We start from the raw sequence: 23,424 nt of genomic DNA, 5'->3' as shown, positions 1-23,424 counted from the left end.
GCCTTCCGGCAGCACGAGGTGTTGGATCGTCATGCCCATTGCAGTGGCCATGCTGTCACGACTGAGGGCGGAGGGAACCGACGTGTAGGCGCGTGGCGCGTTGCGGAGAGATGACGGCGTCGGGGCCCGGCGCTCCGGGCGGCGAGAACCGGCCAATCTCCGGAGCGCCCGCGGGGCGGGGCGCATTCGCGCAATGCCTCGATCGGCAAGTACCGTCCGCCCAGGCCGAGTTCATGGCGCGCCCCGTGGACATACGCATGTCCGGGAGGCGTTCGACCGCCTCCCGGACCGCTCCGCCGCCCGCGGGGAATGAGGCGGCGGCTCCCCCAGCCCACTGGATCCAGTGCAGCGGGCCAACCCACGCGCCTTCCATGGAAGCGGCCCCAGGATGGCGTGGACAGAGCGCACGGCGGGCGCACGGCCACACACAACCGGAGCACGTGCCCCTCGGTGCACGCGCGCACGGACCTGAATCCCGCCATCCGGGACAGCACCTCTTAACGGTCGGGATGCGGGGAACTACGCTGGGTTTACGAATGCCTCGTGCCTATGCCGGGGCGGGCGTCGCTGTTGCCGAGGGGTGCGCATGTCCAGGGAGCCACGCGGGCCGAACGAGAAGCTCGGCACTGTCCTCGTCCTGGCCGGAATCAGCAACGCCGGTCTCGCGCGACGGGTCAACGACCTCGGTGCGCAGCGCGGATTGACACTTCGCTACGACAAGACGTCCGTGGCCCGCTGGGTCTCCAAAGGCATGGTCCCGCAGGGCGCGGCCCCCCATCTGATCGCCGCTGCCATCGCCGGGAAGCTCGGCCGGCCGGTGCCGCTGCACGAGATCGGGCTCGCCGACGCCGACCCCGCGCCCGAGGTGGGGCTCTCCTTTCCGCGCGATGTCGGCCAGGCGGTGCGCTCCGCGACGGAGCTCTACCGGCTGGATCTCGCCGGTCGCCGCGGGGGCGGCGGCATCTGGCAGAGCCTGGCCGGATCCTTCTCCGTCAGCGCCTACGCCACGCCCGCGTCACGATGGCTGATAACCCCCGCCGACGGCTCGGTCGCCCGCGAGGCCCACCAGGCGGCCCGTGAGACCGAGAACGGCGGCTCCGAGGGCGGTCCGGTGCAGCGCGTGGGCCACAGCGATGTGACCAAGCTGCGGGAGGCGGCGGACGACGCCCGGCGATGGGACTCCAAGTACGGCGGGGGCGACTGGCGTTCGTCGATGGTCCCCGAGTGCCTGCGCGTCGACGCGGCCCCGCTGCTGCTCGGTTCGTACACCGACGAGGTCGGCCGGTCGCTGTTCGGTGCCACGGCCGAACTGACCCGGCTCGCCGGGTGGATGGCCTTCGACACCGGCCAGCAGGAGGCCGCGCAGCGCTACTACATCCAGGCGCTGCGGCTGGCCCGCGCGGCCGCCGACGTGCCGCTGGGCGGCTATGTGCTGGCCTCGATGAGCCTCCAGGCGACCTACCGCGGCTTCGCCGACGAGGGCGTGGACCTCGCGCAGGCCGCGCTGGAGCGCAACCGCGGCCTGGCCACCGCCCGCACGATGAGCTTCTTCCGCCTCGTCGAGGCACGGGCCCAGGCCAAGGCCGGCGACGCCCCCGCCTGCGGCGCCGCGCTCAAGGCCGCCGAGGGGTGGCTGGAGCGGGCGCGCACGGGCGACCCCGACCCCTCCTGGCTGGACTTCTACACCCAGGAGCGGTTCGCCGCCGACGCCGCCGAGTGCTACCGCGACCTGCGGATGCCGCGCCAGGTGCAGCGCTTCACGGAGCAGGCGCTGTCGCGTCCGACGGAGGAGTTCGTACGGTCGCACGGCCTGCGGCTGGTGGTGTCGGCGGTCGCCGAGCTCGAGTCGGGCAATCTGGACGCGGCATGCGCGGCCGGGACGCGCGCGGTGGAGGTCGCGGGGCGGATCTCCTCGGCGCGTACGACGGAATACGTACGTGATCTGCTGCACCGCCTGGAGCCGTACGGGGACGAGCCGCGGGTGGTCGAGCTCCGGGAGCGGGCGCGGCCGCTGCTGGTGGCGCACGGCTGAGGGACGGCTGACATCGACGTGACGGAGGCGACGGAAGCGGTACATCCCCTTCCGCGCCGGCTTCCGATCTTTCCGCCCAACTCGGCATGTTTTCCCCGGCTGTGATCATCTTGCCCCTGCCCCCTGGCTGACCTCGGGTTTCGACCCGTTGTCAGTGGCGCAGGTCATGATGGGGGCGTGGGTGAGGCGCTGAGGGTTGCCGGGTGCTCGGTCGCGGGTGTCCGGTCGGCGCGGGGAGGTGACGTGGTGAAGGCGTACGACTGCGATGTGCTGGTGGTCGGGGGCGGGATCGTGGGCCTGTCGACGGCGTATGCGATCACGCGCGCCGCACCGGGCACGCGCGTCATGGTGCTGGAGAAGGAGGCGGGGCCCGCGCTCCATCAGACCGGGCACAACAGCGGTGTGATCCACAGCGGGATCTATTACCGCCCGGGCTCGCTCAAGGCGCGGTTCGCGGTGCGGGGCGCGGCGGAGATGGTGAAGTTCTGCGCGGAGTACGGCCTGCCGTGCGAGGTCACCGGCAAGCTGATCGTCGCCACGGAGCGCGCGGAGCTGCCCCGGCTGCACGCCCTGGTCCAGCGCGGCCGGGAGAACGGCATCCCGGTGCGGGAGCTGGGCCCCGCCCAGATCGCGGAGTACGAACCGCGTGTGCGGGGCCTCGGCGCGATCCACGTCGGCACGACGGGCGTCTGTGACTACGGCGCGGTGACCCGCCGCCTGGCCGGTCTCGCGGAGGACGCCGGGGCTCACGTGCGGTACGGCGCCCGGGTCGAGGCCATCGGGCGGCGGGGCACGGCGGTCGCGGTCCGTACGGCGCGGGGCGAGGTGCTGCGCGCCCGCGCGCTGGTCAACTGCGCCGGGCTGCACAGCGACGCCGTCGCCCGGCTGGCGGGCGACGACCCGGGCATGCGGATCATCCCCTTCCGCGGGGAGTACTGGGAGCTGGCCCCGGCCCGCGCGGACCTGGTGCGCGGCCTCGTCTATCCGGTGCCGGACCCGGCGTTCCCCTTCCTCGGCGTCCACCTCACCCGGGGCATCGACGGCGGCGTCCACATCGGGCCGAACGCGGTGCCCGCCCTCGCCCGCGAGGGATACGGCCGCGCGACCGTACGGCCCGGCGAGCTGGCCGCGACCGTCGCGTATCCCGGCTCCTGGCACCTGGCCCGCCGCCACTGGCGCTACGGCGCGGGCGAGGTGCGCCGCTCCCTCTCCAAGCGCGCCTTCACGGAAGCGGTGCGCCGCCTGCTGCCCGAGGTGACCGCGGACGACCTGATACCGGCCCCCGCGGGCGTACGGGCCCAGGCGGTCCTGCGGGACGGCACGCTGGTGGACGACTTCCTCTTCGCGGAGTCACCCGGCATGGTCCACGTCCTGAACGCGCCGTCGCCGGCGGCGACGGCGTCCTTGCCGATCGGGAGGGAAGTGGCGAGGAGGGTGCTGGCGGGGTTGGGGTGAGGGGGGAGCGCTCGTTTCGGGGTGCGCGATTCAGCCCGTGTGGCGCTTGAGGACGCGGCCGCAGGCCGCTCCCGCCGCAGGCGGCAACGGATCCGAGGTTTCGGGGTCTGGGGCGGCAGTCCCCCACGCGGCGGAGCCGCACATCAGACGCGGCCGGGAAGGGGCGGAGCTGGGGAAAAAGCCCGCCGCAGGCGCAGCAAGCCGCTCCCAGGACCCCGATCCGTGGCCCGGGCCCACCCCAGAGCCACGCCCGTACTATGGAAGAACTGTGCCTGAGAACCTCGACCCCACCCCAGCCCCCACCGGGACCCCGGCCGCCACCACCGCAGAGCGGCCGACGGCCGCGCGCGAGCCGAAGTTCCCGGCCGGACCCGCCGCCGACCCGGCCGGCTCGCACCACGAGCGCCGGATCCGTTCCTTCCAGCCGCGCCGCAGCCGCGTCACCACCGGCCAGGGCGAGGCCCTGCGCCGCCTGTGGCCGAAGTGGGGCCTGGACATCGACGGTCTGAGCCGCCTCGACCTGGGCGAGCTGTTCGGCGATCCGAAGCTGCCCGTCGTCCTGGAGATCGGCTTCGGCATGGGCGAGGCCACGGCGCAGATGGCGGCCGCCGACCCCGGCACCGGCATCCTGGCCTGTGACGTGCACACCCCCGGCCAGGGCAATCTGCTCGCCCTCGCCGAGCGGAACGGCCTGACCAACGTCCGCGTGGCCAATGGCGACGCGATCATCCTGCTCCGCGAGATGCTCGCCCCCGACTCCCTCGCGGGCCTGCGCGTCTATTTCCCGGACCCGTGGCCCAAGAAGCGCCACCACAAGCGCCGGCTGATCCAGCCGGAGTTCCTGGCGCTGGCCGCCACCCGGCTCGCGCCCGGCGCCGTGCTGCACTGCGCGACGGACTGGGAGCCGTACGCGGAGCAGATGCTCGAGGTGCTCTCGGCCGCCCCGGACTTCGAGAACACCCAGCCCGACGGCGGCTACGCACCCCGCCCGGACTTCCGTCCGCTGACGCGGTTCGAGGGCCAGGGGCTGGACAAGGGGCACGTGGTGCACGACCTGATGTTCCGGCGGCGCGCGGTCTGATCCCCCGGCGGAAGTCCCGGCGGTGACGCGTGTCATGGCCGCCGGGCCGAAGCCGTCGCCGGAACCGCGGGTTACCCACTCCGGCCCTTCGTTAGGGTCATCGAGTGCATGAGTCCCCGTCCCACCAGCCGCCGACAGCCGGGCCCGCGCCCGCCCACGGCCAACAGCCGAGCTTCACCGCGATGCCGTCGCCGGAGGGCTGGCGCTACAGGCCGCGCCGCGCCCTGTGGGACAACAAGGCGGTGCGCGCGGGCGGGCTGATCCTGCTGCTGGCCCTCAGCGGCCTGGTCATCCTCGCGCTCGTCCGCGAACAGACCGGCACCGAGGGCTTCCTGGTGGGCCTGGGCCTGGCGGTGCTGCCCGTACCGCTGCTCGTCGCGGCGTTCCGATGGATGGACCGGGTCGAGCCGAAGCCCTGGCGGAACCTCGTCTTCGCCTTCGCCTGGGGCGCCTGCGCGGCCACCCTCGTGGCCATCATGGCCAACGGTTACGCCACGAAGTGGCTGCTGACCACCGTCGATGTCGCGCAGCGGGCCGACGCCGACAAGTGGGGTGCCACGTTCGTCGCCCCGGTGGTCGAGGAGAGCGCCAAGGCGGCCGCCGTGCTGCTGCTGTTCCTCTTCCGCCGCCGCGACTTCAACGGCATCGTCGACGGTGTGGTCATAGCCGGCATCACGGCCACCGGCTTCGCCTTCACCGAGAACATCCTCTACCTCGGCAACGCCTTCGCCTCCGACCAGAGCTTCGGCTACTCGGGGCTGCAGTCGACGACGGCCGCGACGTTCTTCGTCCGCGTGCTGATGTCGCCGTTCGCGCACCCGCTCTTCACCTCGATGACCGGCCTGGGCTTCGGCATAGCCGCGACCTTCGGCCCGCGGCGCCGTGTGGCCCGCGTCCTCGTACCGACCGCCGCGCTGCTGACCGCGATGGTCCTGCACGCCTGCTGGAACGGTTCGGCGTCGCTGTCGCCCCTCGGCTTCCTCGCCGTCTACAGCCTCTTCATGGTGCCGGTCTTCGGCGTGCTGACCTGGCTGACGATCTGGTCCCGCCAGAACGAACTCCGTACGATCCGCGCCCACCTCCCCGCCTACCAGGCCGCCGGCTGGCTCACCCCGCCCGAGCCGCTGGCCCTCTCCAACATGCGCGCCCGAGGCATAGCCCGAGACCTCGCCCGCCGCACCGCCGGCCCCACGGCGGCCCGCACGGTCGCGGAATACATCTCCTTCGCGACATCCCTGGCCTTCCTCCGCCAGCGCGCCTACAACGGCACGGCGGGCCCGGACTTCCCGGCGCGCGAGCAGGAACTCCTCCACCACTTGTGGCAACGGAGAGCCGTGGCCCAGCCGGCCCTGGCCCAGGCGTCGGCGGCGGTGCCGCGGGGGGTTGTGGCGGGGGCGGTACGGCCGGGGTGGGGGCCTCCGCGTTGACGGGGAGGATGACGGGAGTACGGCCCCTCAGGCGCTCGTGGCCTCGAGGTCCTCGAAGCCGTCCGAAGTCGGCTGGGCGGGCCCAACTATCCGCCGAGGGGACGAGATCAGCATGGGCTCGATCGGCTCGGCGGCCGACATCGACACGGCCTGGGCATCAGGGCGGAGAACCTCCGCTATGGACCTGCCCACGGCCTCCGCGACCGGCGGCGGGAAGGCGTTGCCCACCTGGCGGTAGCGAGCGGTCTTCCTGCCCGCGAACTTCCAGTGGCGCGGGAACCCTTGGATGATCGCGGCTTGTTCCACGGTGAGCATCGGGCCGTTTTCCCTGAAAAGGTCCCGATCCGGATCGTGCGCCTCAGGGTCGTTGGCGACACCCCATCCGTCGACGCCTAGAGCAGCCCATGCCTTCTTTGCCCGGCTGGGCCCAAGGTCGGCACCGCCGTGCTTCTTGGAGCCACCGACGATGGTGGGACCTTCGGTCCCACGCTCCGTCGCCTTGGCCAGCCACTTCTCGAAGGCGGCTTCGCCCTTGGTCCCATGAGGCTCGAACCGTTCCCGCATGGTCTCTTCGAGAGCCTCCGCGACAGTCACGACCTTCTCACTGCCGACAGGCCACCGGAAAGGGGCTTCGAGCAGGTATCCCTTCTGAATCATGACGAGGATGGCTCGGGGACGAAGCTGGGGAACGCCGTAGGAGCACGCCTCCATCAGCTCCCAGCCGCAGAACTCGTACCCATAGCCCTCGAGTTCCGCCACGATACGGTCACGGTAAGGCTTGAACTTGCTGTCAAGGAGCCCGCGGACGTTCTCGATCATCACGGCCTTGGGCCGGAGCTCGGCCACCAGCTCAACCACCCTCGGGAAGAGGTCGCGTTCGTCGTCCTCCCCGAGCTGCTTCCCGGCAACGGAGAACGGCGGGCAGGGCACCCCTCCGGCGAGGAGATCCAACTCGCCCGGCACAAGGCCGAACTTCGCGAGCTGTGGGTGCGCAAAGGGATCAACCTCGGTCACGTCACCCTCGACGACCTCACACCCAGCCCAGTCAGGGTGCTCGCGCACATTGAGCCGAAGCGTCTCGCAGGCATGCTTGTCGATCTCCAGGAGGGCGAGGTGCCGGAACCCGGCGTTGTGCAGACCGAGCGCCTGCCCGCCGGCCCCGGCGCAGATCTCGATCGAGGTCAGCGGATTACCGCTGGAGCTCATCAACCCTCCTGAGTTCGAACCAGAAACGGATGTTCCAGTCTCTCATCGGGGTATGACAACGCCAGGAAATCCGTTCGAGGCCGAGCTGGGCGGACAGCCAAGGCGGACCGCGCGGGAGCACGACGGCGCGGCAGAATGGACGCGTGCCCGTGACGCCCTCCTCGCCCGTCGTTTCCGCCCGCATGAGCCGTCAGGCCCGTCGGGACACCAATCCCGAAATGGCGGTGCGCCGCCTGCTGCACCACTCGGGACACCGCTACCGCCTCCAGCGCCCCGTTCCCGGCATACCGCGAAGGACCATCGACATCGCGTTCCCCGGCCCCCGCATCGCCGTCTTCCTCGACGGCTGCTTCTGGCACGGGTGCCCGGAGCACGCCACCAGCCCCAAGGCCAACGCCGACTGGTGGCGGCAGAAGCTTGATCGCAACATGTCCCGCGACCGGGAGACCACGGAGCATCTGCTCGACGCCGGGTGGACCGTGATGCGCTTCTGGGAGCACGAGGACCCGGTCGCCGTGGCCTCCGACATCGCTGCGGCCGTCGCCTTGGCACGAGCCGTCGACCGACGCCCCCCGGCGATGCCGGATCGGGATCGATCCTGATCGCACGATTTTCGTCTCGGAGTCGGATCTGTGCACTACGGTCACTATTGATCGTGCAAGTCTCGTAACAGCGGGTGAACCCGCCTCGGCGACCTGGACCACAAGGCTGAACATGACCGACTGGAAGTTCGACGTCCCCACCACGGGGAGCAAGCAGCTACCGCCCGACCCCCGTTACGTCGAGGCGTTGAGCAGCCAGGGGTACGGATTCGAGGTCGCCATCGCAGACCTTGTCGACAACTCGATAGACGCCGGCGCGAAGGATGTTGTCATCCACTTCCTCCGGGACAGCGATCGGTTGGTCTCCCTTCTGGTGGTTGACGACGGCCACGGGATGGACGAGGACGCACTCGACGTCGCGATGACCGTCGGCGGCCGCCGGGACTACGCAGCTGGCGCCCTCGGCATGTTCGGAACAGGTCTGAAGTCCGCCTCGCTCTCGCACGCCGACGCCGTCACCGTCGTCAGCACCACCAAACGGACACGAACGGTGGGGCGACGCTGGTTGATGGAGCACGCCCGGTCGGGCTTCCAATGCGACATCGTCGATCCCGCCTACGCGCAGAGCCTGATAGACCGCTACGACAACAACCGACCGATCCAGTGGCAAGGCACAGTCGTCCGATGGGACAGCGTCAAGGACTTCCCCAAGCACGGCGGAAGCGGTCAGACGGACCGCTATCTACAGCGGACCATCAACAAGCTGGGTCTCCATCTCGGCCTGTACCTGCACCGTTTCCTTGCCCGTGACGACTTCAACATCACGATCGCCGTCGAGGACGTCCGTACGCGCACGGTCTATCTGGACTTCGGTGTCGAACCGCTCGACCCGTTCGGCTATCCGGTGACCGGAAGTGCGGACTATCCGCGCCGCTTCACTACGAGCGTGCCAGGGCTCGGACCGGAGCTCGCACTCGATGCCCATATATGGCCGCCCAGATCCAATCTCGACGAATACCGGGCCGTCGGCACCGTACTCGATCGGCAGGGTTTCTACTTCTACCGCAATGACCGCCTGGTGCAGGCCGGCGGCTGGAACAACCTCCGACAGCCCGAGCAGCACCTCTCATTGGCCCGGGTCGCGATGGACCTGCCACCGGCACAGAACGATGTCTTCCGACTCACGGTGAAGAAGGCGGGCGTCGACACCTCCCCGGAGTTCATCACCGCGCTGGAGAAAGCCACCGACCCGACGGGGCGCTTGTTCACCGAATATCTCGCGGCCGCGGACTCTGTCTACCGGGAGGCGCGCAAGCGGTCCGGCACGGTACGCAAGCCGGTGATCGGACCTGGGCGGGGGATAGCTCCCGAGGTGAGATCCACCATCGAGGAGGAGTTGCCGCTGGTGCCCGGTGAGGACCCAATCTCCATCGTGTGGCGGAAGCTGGACAACGATCTCTTCTTCGAGCTCGACCGTGAGGACCGCGTCGTCGTTCTCAACCAGCACTACCGACGGGCCATCCTCGGTGGACGCGACGGCAGCTTCAACGACGCCCCCGTACTCAAATCCCTGATGTACCTGATACTGCATCCCCTCTTCGAGAAGGAGTACAGCGGCTCCAGGGAAAAGGACAATCTCCAGCTCTGGCAGGCGATCCTCGTGTCCGCTGCCCGAAGCGAGCTCGACCGGGTGACCGACCATGACAGCTGACGACAAGGCGGCCTGGTCCGAGATCGAGGAGTATCTGGCCGCCGGCCAAGGCGTCTCGTTCCCCCTGGCCGACCCCAGGTCACCCCGCGTGGATTACGTGGTGTCCGACGACCACGACATAGCCCTCCACCTCCAGCTGGGGCCGAGACAGCGATTGCCCAGATCCCCTCACCCGCTCATACGAGTGGAGGAGATCGCCTACCAAGGGCTCCGAATGGCCCGGTTGCGTACGACACAGAGGGCGTTGCTCCGTGACTTCCACGACCTGCTGTGTGCCGTCGCCGACCGGGTGACGGTCGAAGGCCGGACACCCGAGCAGGCGTTCGGCGAAACTGTACGTGCGTGGCGCGCGCTGCTCGAACGCCCCCGGGAACTCACCACGGAGAAGCGGATCGGTCTGATGGGTGAGCTGGCGGTTCTGGGCAACCTGGCCAAGGCCCACGGATGGGACAGGGCGATCGAGGCGTGGAAGGGCCCGATCGGCGAAGAACACGACTTCAGTGCCGAGGGGTACGACGTGGAAGTGAAGACCACCGCCTCCGAGGAACGTCGGCACACCGTCCACGGGTTCGGTCAACTCACCTCGACCCCTGGTCGCCCCTTGTGGTTCGTCTCCATACAGGCGACCCGCGCAGGCCCGAACGGAAGGACGCTCACCGAGTGCGTCCGGTCCGTACGGAACGCTGTCGCCGACGAGGCACCGGCCGCCTTCGACCACCTCGAAACACTGCTGAGCCGACTTGCACTGCCGCGCGGCCACGACGACGAGCGATGGCGGTTGCGTAACGCTCCGCTCGTCCTGGCGGTCGACGAGGGGTTTCCTGCCATGGACCGGTCGGTTCTGGACGGACTCTCTCGCGAGGTCGCCGCTCGGATCAAGGACATCGATTACCGGATCGACCTCACAGGTCTCCCGGCCTCGCCCGACCCCCCGGTGGCCCTGCGAGAGGTTTTCGATCTCGCATAGTCCGATGACTGGCACCCTCCGTCCCGCAGCCTCTTCCAGGAATGAGCAGATGACGCCCCCCGAGAACACCGACGCCCAGGCACTCCTGGACCTGCACCGGCCCGCCCTGGCCGCGATGAGTGCCGCTCGGCCGATGTCCCTTTCCGGAAGTGTCGCCTTCTACGCCCCACAGGGGCCCACGGACGTGTCCGAGGCCGCCTTCCGGGATGTGATCACCAGCAACAGCGAGGAAGCGGGCGCCCTGCTGCGGCTCTGGCGCAAGCACCTCACCGACTGGGACTACGCGGCCGACGCCGGCACGGACGCTTGGTGCGCGGGCACCGAAGCCCGGACCGACGAACGCCGTGCCAGGGTCTTCGACCTCCTTGGTCTGGAGCCCACGACCCGCAAGCTGCTCGAGGCCGAGATCCCGGTCGACAAACACGCGGGGCCGGTCGTCATCAGCCAGGAGTACGTGCCATGGCGGGGAATCGGGGCTCCACGGGGCGTCGACTGGTACTGGCCCGCGTACGAGCGCTACCTGCGCGAGACGAAGGGCTGGTCGGACGGGACCGTTGCAGACCTGGGCGAAGCAGCCGAGCGTGTGGTGGAACGACTGGCCGACCCGACGTCAGCCGAGGCGTACCAGTCGAAGGGCCTCGTCGTCGGGTATGTCCAGTCAGGGAAGACCGCCAACTTCACAGGCGTCATAGCGAAGGCAGTCGACGCAGGCTATCGACTGGTCATCGTCCTGGGCGGCACGCTCAACCTGCTGCGTGGCCAGACCCAGCGACGGCTGGACATGGAACTCGTCGGCCGGGAGAACATCCTCCGCGGGACCGCAGAAACCGAGTCGGACTACGCCGACGACCGCGACTGGTTGCGCGGCCGCTTCATCTCCCATTCCGGAATGCCTTCCGAACGGGGCGGCTTCGACATCGAGCGCCTGACCACCAGGGAGAACGACTACAAGTCCCTCGCCCAGGGGATCCGTGCTCTGCAGATCGAGAAGCGGGAGAAGTCACTCCCCCTGCACGACCCGCGCAATCTGGACCACGCCGCGGCCCGGCTGATGGTGGTCAAGAAGAACAAGACGGTACTGGCCAAGCTCGTCAAGGACCTCAAGAAGATCAGTGGACTGCTCGGGGAGATCCCCACGCTGATCATCGACGACGAGTCGGACGAGGCGTCGGTCAACACAGTCAACCCCCGTCGGGGCGGAAGCGCGGAACGCACCGCCATCAACGAGAAGCTCTCCGAGTTGCTCAGCTTGCTTCCCCGGGCCCAGTACGTCGGCTACACAGCGACGCCGTTCGCCAATGTGTTCATCGACCCCAGCGACTCCACGGACATCTTTCCCAAGGACTTCCTGATCTCCCTCACCCGCCCGAAGGGCTACATGGGCGTTCAGGACTTCCACGACCTCGACCCGCAGAGTCCCGAGGGCGAACGCACTGTCGCCCACTCGAACGAGTTGGCATACGTCCGCTCCATCGACACCACCGAGGAGGAGGACGACGACCTCTCCCTCCGGCGGGCCATGGACATGTTCGTCCTCACCGCTGCGGTCAAGATCTTCCGTGAGGCCGAGGACCCTCGGGTCCCACCGGAGACCTACCGGCATCACACCATGCTGGTGCACGAGTCCCGCCTCACCGCCGACCACCGTGAGCTCAAGGGCCGCATCCTCAGGCTCTGGGACGACTCGGGCTACACGAGCTCGACGGGACACAGCCGCTTGCGTGAGCTTTTCGAGTCCGATCTGCTCCCGGTGTCACGAGCACGTGCCGACGGCTACGCCGTCCCGGAGTCGTTCGAGAGACTCGCCCCCTACGTGGGCGCCGCGACAGCCCGTATCGGCGGCGACCTCAACCCCGTCATCGTCGTCAACGGCGACAAGGACATCGAGAGCGGCGAGGCCGACTTCGAGCGCCGGTCCATCTGGAAGATCCTGCTGGGTGGGCAAAAACTGTCCCGCGGCTTCACAGTCGAGGGTCTGACCGTCTCGTACTACCGCCGCCGCGCGGGAAACGCATCCACCATGATGCAGATGGGCCGCTGGTTCGGATTCCGCGAGGGCTACCGCGACTTGGTCCGCCTCTGGATCGGCCGCAACGAGACGGCGGGCAGCAAGGAGCTCGACCTCTACGAGGGGTTCGAGGCCATCTGCCAGGACGAGGAGTCCTTCAGGGCCCAACTCGCCCAGTACTCGCTCCTGGTCGACGGCCGCCCCCAGGTCACCCCCGCCCAGGTACCACCCCTGGTCTCCCAACGCCTTCCTTGGCTGAAGCCGACGAGCCCGAACAAGATGTACAACGCCCGCCTGGTCGAGGTGCGTTCTCCGGGTGACTGGCAGGAGCCCACGGCCTACCCGACACAACCGGCGGCGCTCGCGCACAACGCCCGCCTGTGGACACCGGTCCTGGAGAACCTGTCGGTGGAACCGACGACCTTCACCCATCGTGAGCATGCGAATGGCCGGCTTCACAGATTCAGCGCGCTCACGTCTCTCGTAGCCGCGCATGACCTCCTGGAACTGCTGTCGTCGTTGCAGTGGAGCCATGACCACCAGTTCGCCCCACACCTGGCGTACCTCAAAGCGATCACCAAAGCTGGTCAGGTCGACGACTGGCTCGTCCTGGCGCCTCAGCACACCTCGGGGGGGAAGCGTGCGGTTCTCGTCTCGGACCGCGCCTTCTCGTGGTTCGGCCGTGACCGGCGACGTGGACCGCTCTTCGGCGCCATCAGCGAGCCGAAGCACCGCCCGGTGGCCCATCGCATCGCCGGAGTATTTTCCTCCAGCGGTGATCGAGCCACGGAGCAGTTCGTCGGTGAACGCCGCGGAGTGGTCTCCGTGTACCCGGTGGTGGAGTCCGAACACCGAGCAGCGCTCACGGAGACCGGCCGCCTCGACCCCCGGAGGCTCGTGATGGCCTTCTCGTTCGTCGCCCCGGCCTCGGCAGTGGGAACAGATGGAAAGGTGGTCCGGTTCACCACTATCAACTCCTCGGACGAACCGATCATCGAGTTCCAGAACCGAGCCCGGTAGAGACACCGCCGATCCGCCTCAAGGCCGATCCGCTGAGCGACGAAAGTGAGAACAGAATGCCCGCCAGCCGCTTCACCTCCTTCGAGATCTGCGCCGGCGCAGGAGGCCAGGCCCTGGGGCTGGAGCGCGCGGGCTTCGACCCGGTTCTGCTCATCGATACCAACGAGCACTGTTGCCGGACGCTTCGACTGAATCGACCGAGCTGGGACGTGCTGCAGGCCGATGCGGTGGAATTCGATCCCGACGAGTACCGGCAGGTCTACGACGTGGATCTGCTCAGCGGTGGACTTCCGCGTGTGAAATCCGCCGCGACGGCGCAGCGACCGGACTCCGATGTCGAGTGGAAGCTGTTGCAAGCCGGGGTGTGGATGGCCCATTCCGTGCAGCCCCGTGCAGTGCTGTTGGAGAATGTTCCCGAACTGGTCGAATCCGCGAAGTATGCCCCGGAGCGCCGGTGGATCGAGGAGTGCTTGGACGAGCAGGGCTACCGCTGCTCGTGGCAGGCGCTCGACGCAGCCGACTTCGGAGTCCCGCAGCACCGCAGGCAGGGGTTCCTCGTGGCGCTCCGTGAGCCCCATCACTCGACGTTCCGCTGGCCCGAGCCGGTCGGTGTGACCCCACCGACCGTGGGTGAAACACTCAGCGCCTCCATGGCCTCCCGGGGCTGGCCCGGAGCGGAGGCCTGGGCTGCTGCCGCCGACAAGCCCGCACCGATGCTGATCGGAGGCTCGGACAAACGGGGAGGCGCGGATCTGGGCCCGACCGGCCAGAAAAGAGCATGGGCCCGGCTGGGGGTGAACGGAGCCAGCATCGACGACAGCGTCCCCGGGCCCGATGTCCCGATCGGCTTCGTACCAAAACTCAATGTGCGCCAGGTAGCCGCGCTCCAGGCGTTTCCCGACGAGTGGCTCTTCTACGGGCGCAAGACCTCGGTCTATCGCCAGATCGGCCACGCGTCCCCACCGCCGGTGGCCGAAGCGGTAGGCAGGCAGATCGCGCTGGCCCTGGCAGGGTGACCACATGACCAACACCGCTGCCAAGGTGGGTTCGTGCACCTCTCGCATCGCCGGCTACACTCATCGCATGACCGCCGACAGCTCCACCGATCCCATCAGCATTGTTGATCTCTTCGCTGGCTGCGGCGGTTTCACCCAAGGATTTCATTCCCTCACCGCTCCGGGTTCCACCCGTTCAGCTTTCCGCTCCGTCGCCGCTGTCGAGCACGATATCGCGGCGGCATCGACGTACGCACTTAATTTTGCTGAAGAAGCAGGCGGCATCGACCATATCCACGCCGGTGACATCGAGGAGTGGTTTCCCGAGACTCTCGGGATTCAGGCCGAAGTCATTCTCGGCGGGCCTCCTTGTCAAGGCTTTTCCGGCCTCGGTAAGGGGGATGTCGACGACCCGCGCAACAAACTGTGGCGCGAGTACATGCGAATCGTCAATACCATCAAGCCGAAGATTTTCGTCATCGAAAATGTGGATCGGTTCCTCAGGTCTCCCGAATTTGCCCTCCTGCACGCCGCGACGGAGAAGCCCGATGGCGACCTCCACGACTACCGGCTCGTGGAGTTCTCGGTCCTCAATTCGGCGGACTACGGAGTGCCACAGGCCCGGAGGCGAGCTATCGTCATCGCGGTTCGCCGCGACCTCAAGGAGCTGGGCGACCTCCGATATCCACAGCGCACCCACAGCAAGGCCGCAGTGTCGGAGGATTCACTCCTCGCCGATACAGACGCACTGCAACCGTGGGTGAGCGTAGGCCCTGAGGTCTTCGCCAAGACTCCCTACTGGGCCCTGAACACGTCACTTCCCGCTCGGCAGTGCACGCCACTCGGCAAGAGCCTTCCCGGGGTCTTCAGAACCACCGACCTTCATGTGGGGCGCCGCCCCGTCGAGCTGTCGGTCCGGCGCTACATGTCCATCCCGGCCGGCGGCAACAGGCACGATATTCCCGACGAGCTCTCGACACCCAACTGGATCGCCCACAAGACTGGTTCCCACGACGTCATGGGCCGCATGTACTGGGATCGGCCGTCCGTCACCATCCGCACGGAGTTCTACAAGCCGGAGAAAGGACGCTATCTGCACCCGAAGGCTCACCGGCCGATCACCCACTACGAGGCCGCTCTCATCCAGGGGTTCCCGCCCGAATTCAAGTGGTGCGGAAGTAAGGTGCAGATCGGCCGACAGATCGGCAACGCCGTACCTGTCGGCCTTTCACGGGCCATCGCCGGTGTCATCCACCGGGCTCTCCGGGGCTGACGTCCTACTGGTCTTCCCCCTGCGTGCGCTTGCGTTCCCGGAGCGGCGCGTCTGCCGCCAACTCCTCGAAGTAACGCGTCAATGTCTCCACCGAGCCGAGGGGAATGGCGCCGTCGTCCGGACCATCAGGCAACGACTCCTCGTCGACCCACATGCCATCGTCCGCAGCTGCGATCCACGCCAAGACGTCCTCCATGTCCAAACGGATATCCGGCGCAATCACCTCGTACATCAAGGTGCTGCCGGCCGCGTTGACCGCCGACGAGATGGCGTTCATTCTGTCGCCGAGGCGCGATGCCCCGGCCGCCGTGAGATTTTCGAGAACACGAACCAGAGCACGTGCTGTCGGCCGGTGATCGATGACCGAAAGCCGCAAAGTGGTGTTCACCATGTCCTGGTTGCCGCAAGCCACTTCGACCGGGCGGTAGTCCTCGCCGTCACGGAACATCTCAGCCGCCCACCACAGTCTGGCGAAGGCCTGTTTGTAATGAGGCCCGAAGAAGCGATCCGCCGTGGCAGTCGGGCCGCTGCCGTCCTTGCCTGCTGACCCCTTGTGCCGCCACACCACGTAGTCCGGGGCGACGATCATCGCCAGGAAAGCCCACAGCTCGGGTTCCGCTGCCTCGGCCCGTGTCATTCTCAGCGTGGCATGCAAGCGCGGCGCCAGCCATGCGTCGGCTCGCGTGGGTCGGTCCTCGAAGCGCTCCTTCGCTACATTCAAAAGGTGCCGGACAGGGGCGACGGCCCATCTGGCGCCCGTATCGGCCAGTGGTCTACTCGCCCGCCGCAGCGCCACTGTCGGCGGCACCTCGCTTCCATTACGCACGCCATCAGTGAGGTACCTACTCACGATTTGTTGGGGAAGCAGAGCGAGATGTCCTTGTTCAGCTACTTCTTCTCGGCTCATCGACGGCTCCCTTCACGGTGCAGAGCACGCACGGCGTCTTTCAAACCCTTCGGCACCTTGCTGTGACGCGAGGCCGCATATTGGATGGTCGACTGCAACTCGGCCCAGCCCTGGCCGTCGCTGCGCCGAACGTCGACCTCGCACAAGGCATCTTCCAAGGACATCGACGGCACGACGTCCGGAAGCATCGAGGTCAGTACCGTCCCCCTCCAGCCCGAAGGAAGTCGTGGGGTCCTGTTCTCATCGAAGTCGAGGTCCGTCACGGCCGCGTGGAACATCGCCGTCCAGGCTTCCTCGGCAATCTGCGCAGCTACCACCTCCCCCATGGCCTTCTCGACCGGATTGCCCGAGCCGTGCAGGAGCTCGACGAGCCCCTCGAATCCTGTGTTGAGCCACACCGTCGGCATGTCCCCGGTCGCATCCACCAGCCAGGGCGCGCCCTTGAACGGCCGGAGCCAGTCCTCGGGACCACGACGGAAGTCGATCTCGACGATGTTCAACTCACGTTCTCGAACGGGCTCGCGCGCCGTGAGGTCGATGTACCACGGTTTCTCCGTGCTACCGATCACGCGCCCTTCGATACCGTCCACTGTGGCAACCACACTGGCTGTCAGCACGGCCCGACTGCGGTACATGCCCCGCGGCAGGACGACGCTGCCGGTCCATGTCGCCTTCGGACCACGGTCCAGTTGGGTCACCGCTCGCGCGTTGGTCGCCCCCTCGGAAAGCACGACGACACACGTCACCTTCGTCCATTGGTCACTGTCGATCTCACTCTCCGGCAGCGCGACCCGAACGTCGAACCGTGCCTCTCGCCAGTCGGCCCGTCCGGTCCCATGCAGTGCGACCGTCTGTTGCTCCCTGGCAAACCTCTTGCGGTAGTCAAGAAGGTGGCCGTCGATCCTGCCGCTCGTGACATCGAGCTGCACATCGCCCAACAGCGTCGGGTACGGAACCCAGGACTTCATGCCACACCCCGGGGCGTCTGAAGGTCGACGACCAGCCGCGCCAGCGCAGCCTTGACAGGGTGGCTGCTCGCATCCGTCACACCGGAGAAGAAGGCATCCCTCACACCAGGGTTGATTATCAACACCCCATTCTCGATACGGCAGTTCTCTCCTGCGGAGAGTTCCGCCCATGCCAGCACAGGCCTCCCGCCGGAACGCACATCGAACTTCGCGACGGGAGTCACCAGCCAAGGATCGTCACGCTGCGGAACCCGTACTTCTGCCTTGACGTGCCACGCACCAGCCGCATCCACCCTGGCATCCAGCAGATGCACAGTGGGCGGGCTCTCGCTTCGCCGACGGACAGTCCGAACACCCAGTCTCAGCCTTTCCCTGAGAGCCGCCGGCCCCCTGTCGCCCCGGGCCTCCTTGCGGCCGACAACGCTTCGGACTGCGTCGTCCATCGCTACGCGGAACTCGTTGAGCCTGCTCAGGGCCCCACGGGCATACACAGCCGCCAGCTCATCGGTCCGATCCCATCGATCATGCTCAGGAGGTTCGGAAGCCCGTAGGAACGCCTCAGCGAGCTCGACATCTTTCCCCTCGCGCCCGGTGGCATAGCCGGCGAGGAGAACCGCTTGGAATGGATCCGTCCCGAGTGGGATCTCCCGCGGCCGGCGTGTCTGTACTGTCATGCGGCTGCCGCGCATGCACACGACCTTGTTGAATTCGCGGTCTTCACCATCGGCAGGAGTCACCAACAGGACGGCTTCATGCAGCGTGCCCTTCCCTGACGCGACACCCGCGCTACGCAGTGGCGGCACAGTGAGCGGCACTTTGACGAGAGCCACTTGGTCACTCGACGTCAGCACATCCACCGTGTTCTCGTCCAAGTACGCCTGGAGCGCACGGGTCTCGGACGGACGATGCTCACGAGGGTCGACCCGTTCCTCCGGGACCACCACCTGGTGGTTACGCAACGCTGTGACCGAAGCGTGCAGCATGGGCTGTGTGGCTCGGCCAGCCGTCATGGATGCCCAGAAATTCTTCGCCAGCGCGTTCATGAGCTTGGCGTGCATGTCCGCCAGGCTGAGCGAATCCTTCTCGGCGTCGTCCCCCGCGTCATGGGCTCCGACGATCAGAAAGGACGTGCCCGGCTCGGTGTTCTCGCGTTGCAGGTGCAGGCGCTCCGTCGTCTCCTCGTCCGCCCACCAGGATCGTGACACCCCTCTGTACTCGGGCTCCGAATCCGGCTCGCCGAACCAGGCCGGGCCTGCGTACGGCACACCGGCGACCTCACGCCATGGCAGGTCCAACCTTCCGACGACTCGCCGTTCGGACCGTCCCTTGTACGGCCTCGAGAGCGTGCTGTTCATCAGTACCAGCCCTAGTCGGCTCGTCGCCCACAGCGTCGCCTTGCCCAGGCCGTAGGAACCGCCGGCACGCCCCCCGTTCTCCTTGTGGCTGTCGAGCTGCCGACGGACGACAGCGGCATATCTGCCGTCCGCGTACTCGGAGCCGGTCAGCCCTGACGCGTTGTAGTCGTCGATGCGAAGCAGCAGTAGACGATTCGTCTCACGGAGCTGGCGGAGCCCCTCAGCCAGGACTCGTCCGACTTTCTGCGACTGCTGTGCAGCTGTGTCGTAGTGCGGTTCGAGATCACTCCAGTGCAGGGCGTCGAGGAAGTTGTTGAGCGTTTCCCCGCTGAGCTCGTGCAGCGTGAACTTCACCCGTACGGGACGGCTCTTGTCGAACCTCTCGTCCAGGCTGTTCTGGGTGGCTTCCCGCGCGAGGACGGCCAAGTCGGCGTCGAAGGCAAAGGCAGCCGCGTTGCCGTATTCACGGCCACCGTCAGCGTGCGCCTTGCGGTGGTACCACTGGACCTCGACCTCACTCGGCTCGGGCTCCTCCCTTGCCGTGGTGGCCCCTGGCACAAGCTCCAAATAGCGCTCGATAGCACTGAGCTTGTCCGCCCGAGGCATCGCCCGGTTGTTCACCCAGGCCGAGACCGCGGCACGGCTCACGTCGAGCGCGGCGGCCAACTGGCTCTGGCTGACCTCTCTCCGCGTGAGCTGCCGATCGAGCCAGGCCCCGAATGTATTGGTCTCGCTCATGGCGCCCTTCTGCCTCGCTCTGTACCCCACCAGCACCAAGAGGCTAACTTTGACGCCCGACAGGCGTCAATTTTTATTTGACACCCCTGCTCGTCCGCTTGAGGGCGAGAGCCCAGCTCAGCGGGTTTTACGCCGGCGTAACGTCAAACTGCAGTTGACGTTACGCCGGCGATCAAGGTAGCGTTTTCCTGACGTTGACTCAGGTCACCAACTCCAACCCCGCTAAGGGTTCCCGCCTGGAAGGGCTCAGCGCATGGCCGAGCAGAACCGCATGGAGTACACGTTCGAGGTCGACAGCGACGCCCCGGCGTCCGTGTCCATCCAGCACACGAAGGACAGCGCAGCCATCACCGTCGAGCACCCGGCGGGCCCCGTCCACATCTCCATCCACCGCATCAGCTGACCGACCCCGCGGTTGATCAACCAGTAACCGCACCTTCATGGATGCGCCGTCGGGGGGCGGATGCCCATACCTGACAGGTCCAGATCGTCGCTCCGCGCACGCCACGCGGTGCTCCCAAGGACTGCGGCGCCCCATCAACAGCGCCGCCTGCCCCACCGAAGCGGAGCGGGCAGCGCTGTTGATGCCGAAACTTATTCGATCTAACTAATCAATCAAGTTGACGTCGTCTCCCCGTCCCGGCCCCGCCGGCACCCGGACACCTGATCACGTCACAGCTCCTGTCCATGCTCAGACGATCAAGCCGCACTGCTCGCTATCGGGTCGGCCTCTTCGAGCCGCTCGCGCAGACGGGCCCGTAGCCGCCCCCCTCGCACCCCCGGCGTAGCCTCGGGAGGCAAGAGGTTTCTGATGCGTGCGGAGGTTGTGCAGATGGCTGGGATTCCGACATCCGTCGTGGCTGCCGGTGGGCTCGTCGGGGGGTATGGCGTCGCCCGGTGGACCAAGAAGCGGCCGCTCGGTGGGGTCGCGTTGGCCGCCGCCGGGGCCGTGGCCGCCCGGCAGTGGGCCGGGAAGGCCGGGGCCGGGAAGGCTGCCGCGCTGACGGGGCTGTACGTCGCCGCGTTCGCCGGGTCGCACCCGCTGTCGAAGAAGGTGGGCCCCTGGCCGTCCGTCTTCGCCGTCGCGGGCGGCGTCGCGCTGGCCTCCTGGGTCGTGGAGAGCCGCGCCTGAGAGCGTGCGGAATCACCGGGCTTCCGGCCCGGCGTGAGGGCGGCGGTCCTGCCGTGAGGAGCCGGACCACCGCGCCTGGGAGCGTGAGGGGCCGTACCACCGGCCCCTCTGCCTTCTCGGCTCCGCCCTACTCCGACGCCTCCGTCAGAAGCGAAAGCTCCGCCTCCGTGAGCTTCAGATCCGCCATCGCCAGCAGCGCCGGAAGCTGGGCGACCGTCCGCGCGCTCGCCAGCGGGGCCACGACCGTCGGGCGGGAAGCGAGCCACGCCAGGGCCACCGTCGAGAGTTCCGCGTCGTGTGCCGCGGCGACCTCGTCCAGGGCCGCCAGGACGCGGAGGCCGCGTTCCGTTTCGAGGTACTTGCCGGCGCCCTCGGCGCGGGCGCTGTCCACCACCGTGCCCGGGCGGTACTTGCCGGTGAGGAAGCCGGCTGCCAGCGCCCAGTACGGGACGGCGGCCAGGCCGTGGCGGGCCGCGACGTCCGCGAGCGGGCCCTCGTACGTGTCGCGGGAGACCAGGTTGTAGTGCGGCTGGATCGCCGCGTACTTCGCCAGGCCCGCCGAGTCGGAGAATTCCAGGGCCTCCGTCAGCCGCTCGGCCGTGATGTTGGAGGCCGCGATCTCGCGGACCTTCCCCTCCTTCACCAGGGCGTCGAGCGCGGTGAGGAATTCCTCCACCGGCACCGACGGGTCGTCGTAGTGCGTGTAGTAAAGGTCGATGTAATCCGTGCGCAGGCGGCGCAGGGAATCCTCGACGCCGGACTTGATGACGGCCGCCGACAGGCCGCGCGGTTCGGGGACGCCCGCACCGACCTTGGTGGCCAGGACGATGTCGGCGCGGTTGCCGCGGGCGGCGAACCAGTTGCCGATCACGGTCTCCGACTCGCCACCCGTATTGCCGGGCGCCCAGGCGGAGTAGACGTCGGCGGTGTCGATGAAATTGCCGCCGGCCTCCGCGTAGGCGTCGAGGACGGCGAAGGACTCCGCCTCGTCGGCCGTCCACCCGAACACATTGCCACCGAGGGCCAGCGGGTGGACGGACAGGTTGCCGATCTTCTTGTGAATGTCAGCCATGACTCTCTCCAACATCCTTACGGTGAAGGGTATTCCGCTACTTCGCCGTCGCGGGGAGCGGCGCCGCCCGCTCGGTGGACAGCGGGGCCGCGATCGCTTCGAGGGAACGCCCCTCCGCCGGTACGGCCAGGAAGGCCGCGACCAGCCCGGCGGCACACATCAGGGACGCGCCGATCTGGAATGCCAGCACCGTGTCACCGACGACGCCGCTGCTCGTCAGGTCGGAGAAGATCAGCGGACCGGTGATGCCGCCGGCCGCCGTGCCGAGCGCGTAGAAGAAAGCGATGGCCATCGCGCGGGTCTCCATGGGGAAGACTTCCGACACCGTGAGGTACGCGCTGCTCGCGCCCGCCGAGGCGAAGAAGAGGACGACGGCCCAGCAGGCGGTGAGGGTGTCGGCGCTCAGCCGCCCGGCGCCGAAGAGCCAGGCCGTGCCGAAGAGGAGCAGGCCGGACAGCAGATAGGTCGAGGAAATCATGACGCGCCGGCCGACGGTGTCGAAGAGCCGGCCGAGCAGGAGCGGACCGCAGAAGTTGCCCGCGGCGATGACCGCGAAGAAATAGCCGGTCCGGGAAGTGGAGACGCCGAAGAACGTGGTGAGAATGGCGCCGAAGCCGAAAGTGATCGCGTTGTAGAGAAACGCCTGGCCGATGAAGAGGGCGAGGCCGAGCACGGCACGCCGGCGGTACTGGCCGAACACCGTACGGGCGATTTCCCGGAAGGTGATCGCGGACCGCTGGTGAATGGTGATCTCACCTTCGGCGGGCGGCAGCTCGCGCCCCTTCTCCGCCGCGACGCGTTCCTCGATCGAGGTCACGAGTTCCTCGGCCTCGTCCCCTCTGCCGTGGATGAACAGCCAGCGCGGGCTTTCCGGCACATGGCGCCGTACGAGCAGGATGACCAGGCCCAGGACCACCCCCAGCGCGAATGTCAGCCGCCACCCCACGTCCACTGGGAAAACGGCCGTGTCGAGCATCAGGATCGACAGCAGTGAACCGCCGACCGCGCCGATCCAGAAGCTGCCGTTGATGATGAGGTCGACCCGGCCGCGGTAGGCCGCGGGGATCAGCTCGTCGATGGCGGAATTGATGGCCGCGTACTCGCCTCCGATGCCGAATCCGGTCAGGAAGCGGAAGGCGAAAAACCACCAGGAGGAGAACGACAGGGCGGTCAGCGCCGTCGCCGCCAGATAGACGGCGAGGGTGACGATGAACAGCTTCTTGCGGCCGAACCGGTCGGTGAGGCGGCCGAAGAAGAGCGCGCCGGAGCACGCCCCCGCCACATAGAGGGCCGCGGCCAGGCCCGTGATCTCGCCCGAGGTGACCGGCAGGCCGCTGCCCCGCTCGGAGAGGCGGCCGGCGATGTTGCCGACGACCGTGACCTCCAGGCCGTCCAGGATCCAGACCGTGCCGAGGCCGATCACCACCATCCAGTGCCAGCGGGACCAGGGGAGGCGGTCCAGACGGGCCGGTACGGAGGTGGTGATCGCGGCTGTCACGGCATCCGGGTGCCCCTGTCCGTGCCAGATATGCGTG

The 23,424-nt window shown here is 67.9% G+C and carries 18 protein-coding genes; 12 read left to right on the top strand and 6 right to left on the bottom strand.

Features of this window, described 5'->3' with window-relative positions:
* Positions 1–586: 586 nt before the first annotated feature.
* The 4 genes from ACZ4A5_RS05550 to ACZ4A5_RS05535 all read left to right on the top strand — a co-directional run bounded on the left by ACZ4A5_RS05550 (position 587) and on the right by ACZ4A5_RS05535 (position 5,995).
* The gene (locus ACZ4A5_RS05550) at positions 587–2,032 is read left to right on the top strand and encodes an MFS transporter (RefSeq protein ID WP_467578662.1); all 1,446 of its coding nucleotides are present in this window, start codon (positions 587–589) and stop codon (positions 2,030–2,032) included.
* A gap of 246 nt (positions 2,033–2,278) precedes the next feature.
* The gene (gene lhgO / locus ACZ4A5_RS05545; protein WP_467578711.1) at positions 2,279–3,487 is read left to right on the top strand and encodes an L-2-hydroxyglutarate oxidase; all 1,209 of its coding nucleotides are present in this window, start codon (positions 2,279–2,281) and stop codon (positions 3,485–3,487) included.
* 268 nt (positions 3,488–3,755) lie between these two features.
* Positions 3,756–4,568, top strand: a complete 813-nt coding sequence (trmB, locus tag ACZ4A5_RS05540) for a tRNA (guanosine(46)-N7)-methyltransferase TrmB (protein ID WP_467578660.1) — start codon at positions 3,756–3,758, stop codon at positions 4,566–4,568.
* Positions 4,569–4,672: 104 nt separating this feature from the next.
* Positions 4,673–5,995, top strand: coding sequence for a PrsW family intramembrane metalloprotease (locus tag ACZ4A5_RS05535; protein ID WP_467578658.1), 1,323 nt, complete (start codon positions 4,673–4,675; stop codon positions 5,993–5,995).
* A gap of 27 nt (positions 5,996–6,022) precedes the next feature.
* Here ACZ4A5_RS05535 and ACZ4A5_RS05530 read toward each other — a convergent pair whose 3' ends face one another.
* On the bottom strand, positions 6,023–7,201 hold the full coding sequence (locus tag ACZ4A5_RS05530; RefSeq protein ID WP_467578656.1) for a DNA cytosine methyltransferase: 1,179 nt from the start codon (positions 7,199–7,201) through the stop codon (positions 6,023–6,025).
* A gap of 182 nt (positions 7,202–7,383) precedes the next feature.
* Here ACZ4A5_RS05530 and ACZ4A5_RS05525 point away from each other — a divergent pair, with 182 nt between their 5' ends.
* The 6 genes from ACZ4A5_RS05525 to ACZ4A5_RS05500 all read left to right on the top strand — a co-directional run bounded on the left by ACZ4A5_RS05525 (position 7,384) and on the right by ACZ4A5_RS05500 (position 15,717).
* Entirely contained in the window at positions 7,384–7,803 is a 420-nt protein-coding gene (locus tag ACZ4A5_RS05525; RefSeq protein WP_467578709.1) for a very short patch repair endonuclease, read from the top strand.
* A 112-nt stretch (positions 7,804–7,915) separates the two neighbouring features.
* Entirely contained in the window at positions 7,916–9,454 is a 1,539-nt protein-coding gene (locus ACZ4A5_RS05520; protein ID WP_467578654.1) for an ATP-binding protein, read from the top strand.
* Entirely contained in the window at positions 9,444–10,421 is a 978-nt protein-coding gene (locus ACZ4A5_RS05515; protein ID WP_467578652.1) for a PD-(D/E)XK motif protein, read from the top strand. Before ACZ4A5_RS05520 ends, ACZ4A5_RS05515 begins: the two co-directional genes overlap by 11 nt.
* 49 nt (positions 10,422–10,470) lie before the next feature.
* Complete coding sequence (locus ACZ4A5_RS05510) at positions 10,471–13,449, top strand: Z1 domain-containing protein (RefSeq protein ID WP_467578650.1); 2,979 nt, start codon at positions 10,471–10,473, stop codon at positions 13,447–13,449.
* A gap of 56 nt (positions 13,450–13,505) precedes the next feature.
* Positions 13,506–14,465 (top strand): DNA cytosine methyltransferase, encoded by a 960-nt coding sequence (locus tag ACZ4A5_RS05505; RefSeq protein ID WP_467578647.1) that lies wholly within the window; start codon positions 13,506–13,508, stop codon positions 14,463–14,465.
* A gap of 4 nt (positions 14,466–14,469) precedes the next feature.
* Positions 14,470–15,717, top strand: coding sequence for a DNA cytosine methyltransferase (locus tag ACZ4A5_RS05500; protein ID WP_467578645.1), 1,248 nt, complete (start codon positions 14,470–14,472; stop codon positions 15,715–15,717).
* Between the two features lie 4 nt (positions 15,718–15,721).
* On the opposite strand, the gene ACZ4A5_RS05495 is transcribed toward ACZ4A5_RS05500, so the two are convergent.
* Genes ACZ4A5_RS05495 through ACZ4A5_RS05485 form a run of 3 tightly spaced genes read right to left on the bottom strand, consistent with a single transcriptional unit; the run spans position 15,722 to position 19,685 of the window.
* A complete protein-coding gene (locus ACZ4A5_RS05495; protein ID WP_467578643.1) occupies positions 15,722–16,624 on the bottom strand; it encodes a DUF6339 family protein in 903 nt (300 codons plus the stop codon).
* Positions 16,621–17,592: a hypothetical protein gene (locus ACZ4A5_RS05490; RefSeq protein WP_467578641.1), complete on the bottom strand. Its 972-nt coding sequence runs from the start codon at positions 17,590–17,592 to the stop codon at positions 16,621–16,623. The genes ACZ4A5_RS05495 and ACZ4A5_RS05490 overlap by 4 nt, the downstream gene beginning before the upstream one ends.
* Positions 17,589–19,685, bottom strand: coding sequence for a helix-turn-helix domain-containing protein (locus tag ACZ4A5_RS05485; RefSeq protein WP_467578639.1), 2,097 nt, complete (start codon positions 19,683–19,685; stop codon positions 17,589–17,591). The genes ACZ4A5_RS05490 and ACZ4A5_RS05485 overlap by 4 nt, the downstream gene beginning before the upstream one ends.
* Before the next feature lie 253 nt (positions 19,686–19,938).
* Here ACZ4A5_RS05485 and ACZ4A5_RS05480 point away from each other — a divergent pair, with 253 nt between their 5' ends.
* Together ACZ4A5_RS05480 and ACZ4A5_RS05475 are read left to right on the top strand one after the other, a co-directional pair.
* Positions 19,939–20,088, top strand: coding sequence for a hypothetical protein (locus ACZ4A5_RS05480; RefSeq protein WP_467578637.1), 150 nt, complete (start codon positions 19,939–19,941; stop codon positions 20,086–20,088).
* Between the two features lie 429 nt (positions 20,089–20,517).
* On the top strand, positions 20,518–20,817 hold the full coding sequence (locus tag ACZ4A5_RS05475; RefSeq protein WP_398869484.1) for a hypothetical protein: 300 nt from the start codon (positions 20,518–20,520) through the stop codon (positions 20,815–20,817).
* A gap of 127 nt (positions 20,818–20,944) precedes the next feature.
* On the opposite strand, the gene ACZ4A5_RS05470 is transcribed toward ACZ4A5_RS05475, so the two are convergent.
* Entirely contained in the window at positions 20,945–21,889 is a 945-nt protein-coding gene (locus ACZ4A5_RS05470) for an aldo/keto reductase (RefSeq protein WP_467578635.1), read from the bottom strand.
* A gap of 37 nt (positions 21,890–21,926) precedes the next feature.
* A complete protein-coding gene (locus ACZ4A5_RS05465) occupies positions 21,927–23,387 on the bottom strand; it encodes an MFS transporter (RefSeq protein WP_467578633.1) in 1,461 nt (486 codons plus the stop codon).
* Positions 23,388–23,424: the final 37 nt, after the last annotated feature.

It is taken from the genome of Streptomyces sp. NPDC025618, assembly GCF_055558795.1.
Note: the sequence above shows the minus strand (reverse complement) of the source record. Positions and strands in the feature narration are given on the sequence as shown.

Bases quoted from the DNA above. Each gene is read 5' to 3' on its own strand.
- ACZ4A5_RS05550 (WP_467578662.1), top strand. From the start codon at position 587: ATGTCCAGGGAGCCACGCGGGCCGAACGAGAAGCTCGGCACTGTCCTC.
- ACZ4A5_RS05530 (WP_467578656.1), bottom strand. From the start codon at position 7,201: ATGAGCTCCAGCGGTAATCCGCTGACCTCGATCGAGATCTGCGCCGGG.
- ACZ4A5_RS05525 (WP_467578709.1), top strand. From the start codon at position 7,384: ATGAGCCGTCAGGCCCGTCGGGACACCAATCCCGAAATGGCGGTGCGC.
- ACZ4A5_RS05520 (WP_467578654.1), top strand. From the start codon at position 7,916: ATGACCGACTGGAAGTTCGACGTCCCCACCACGGGGAGCAAGCAGCTA.
- ACZ4A5_RS05515 (WP_467578652.1), top strand. From the start codon at position 9,444: ATGACAGCTGACGACAAGGCGGCCTGGTCCGAGATCGAGGAGTATCTG.
- ACZ4A5_RS05510 (WP_467578650.1), top strand. From the start codon at position 10,471: ATGACGCCCCCCGAGAACACCGACGCCCAGGCACTCCTGGACCTGCAC.
- ACZ4A5_RS05505 (WP_467578647.1), top strand. From the start codon at position 13,506: ATGCCCGCCAGCCGCTTCACCTCCTTCGAGATCTGCGCCGGCGCAGGA.
- ACZ4A5_RS05500 (WP_467578645.1), top strand. From the start codon at position 14,470: ATGACCAACACCGCTGCCAAGGTGGGTTCGTGCACCTCTCGCATCGCC.
- ACZ4A5_RS05495 (WP_467578643.1), bottom strand. From the start codon at position 16,624: ATGAGCCGAGAAGAAGTAGCTGAACAAGGACATCTCGCTCTGCTTCCC.
- ACZ4A5_RS05490 (WP_467578641.1), bottom strand. From the start codon at position 17,592: ATGAAGTCCTGGGTTCCGTACCCGACGCTGTTGGGCGATGTGCAGCTC.
- ACZ4A5_RS05485 (WP_467578639.1), bottom strand. From the start codon at position 19,685: ATGAGCGAGACCAATACATTCGGGGCCTGGCTCGATCGGCAGCTCACG.
- ACZ4A5_RS05480 (WP_467578637.1), top strand. From the start codon at position 19,939: ATGGCCGAGCAGAACCGCATGGAGTACACGTTCGAGGTCGACAGCGAC.
- ACZ4A5_RS05475 (WP_398869484.1), top strand. From the start codon at position 20,518: ATGGCTGGGATTCCGACATCCGTCGTGGCTGCCGGTGGGCTCGTCGGG.
- ACZ4A5_RS05470 (WP_467578635.1), bottom strand. From the start codon at position 21,889: ATGGCTGACATTCACAAGAAGATCGGCAACCTGTCCGTCCACCCGCTG.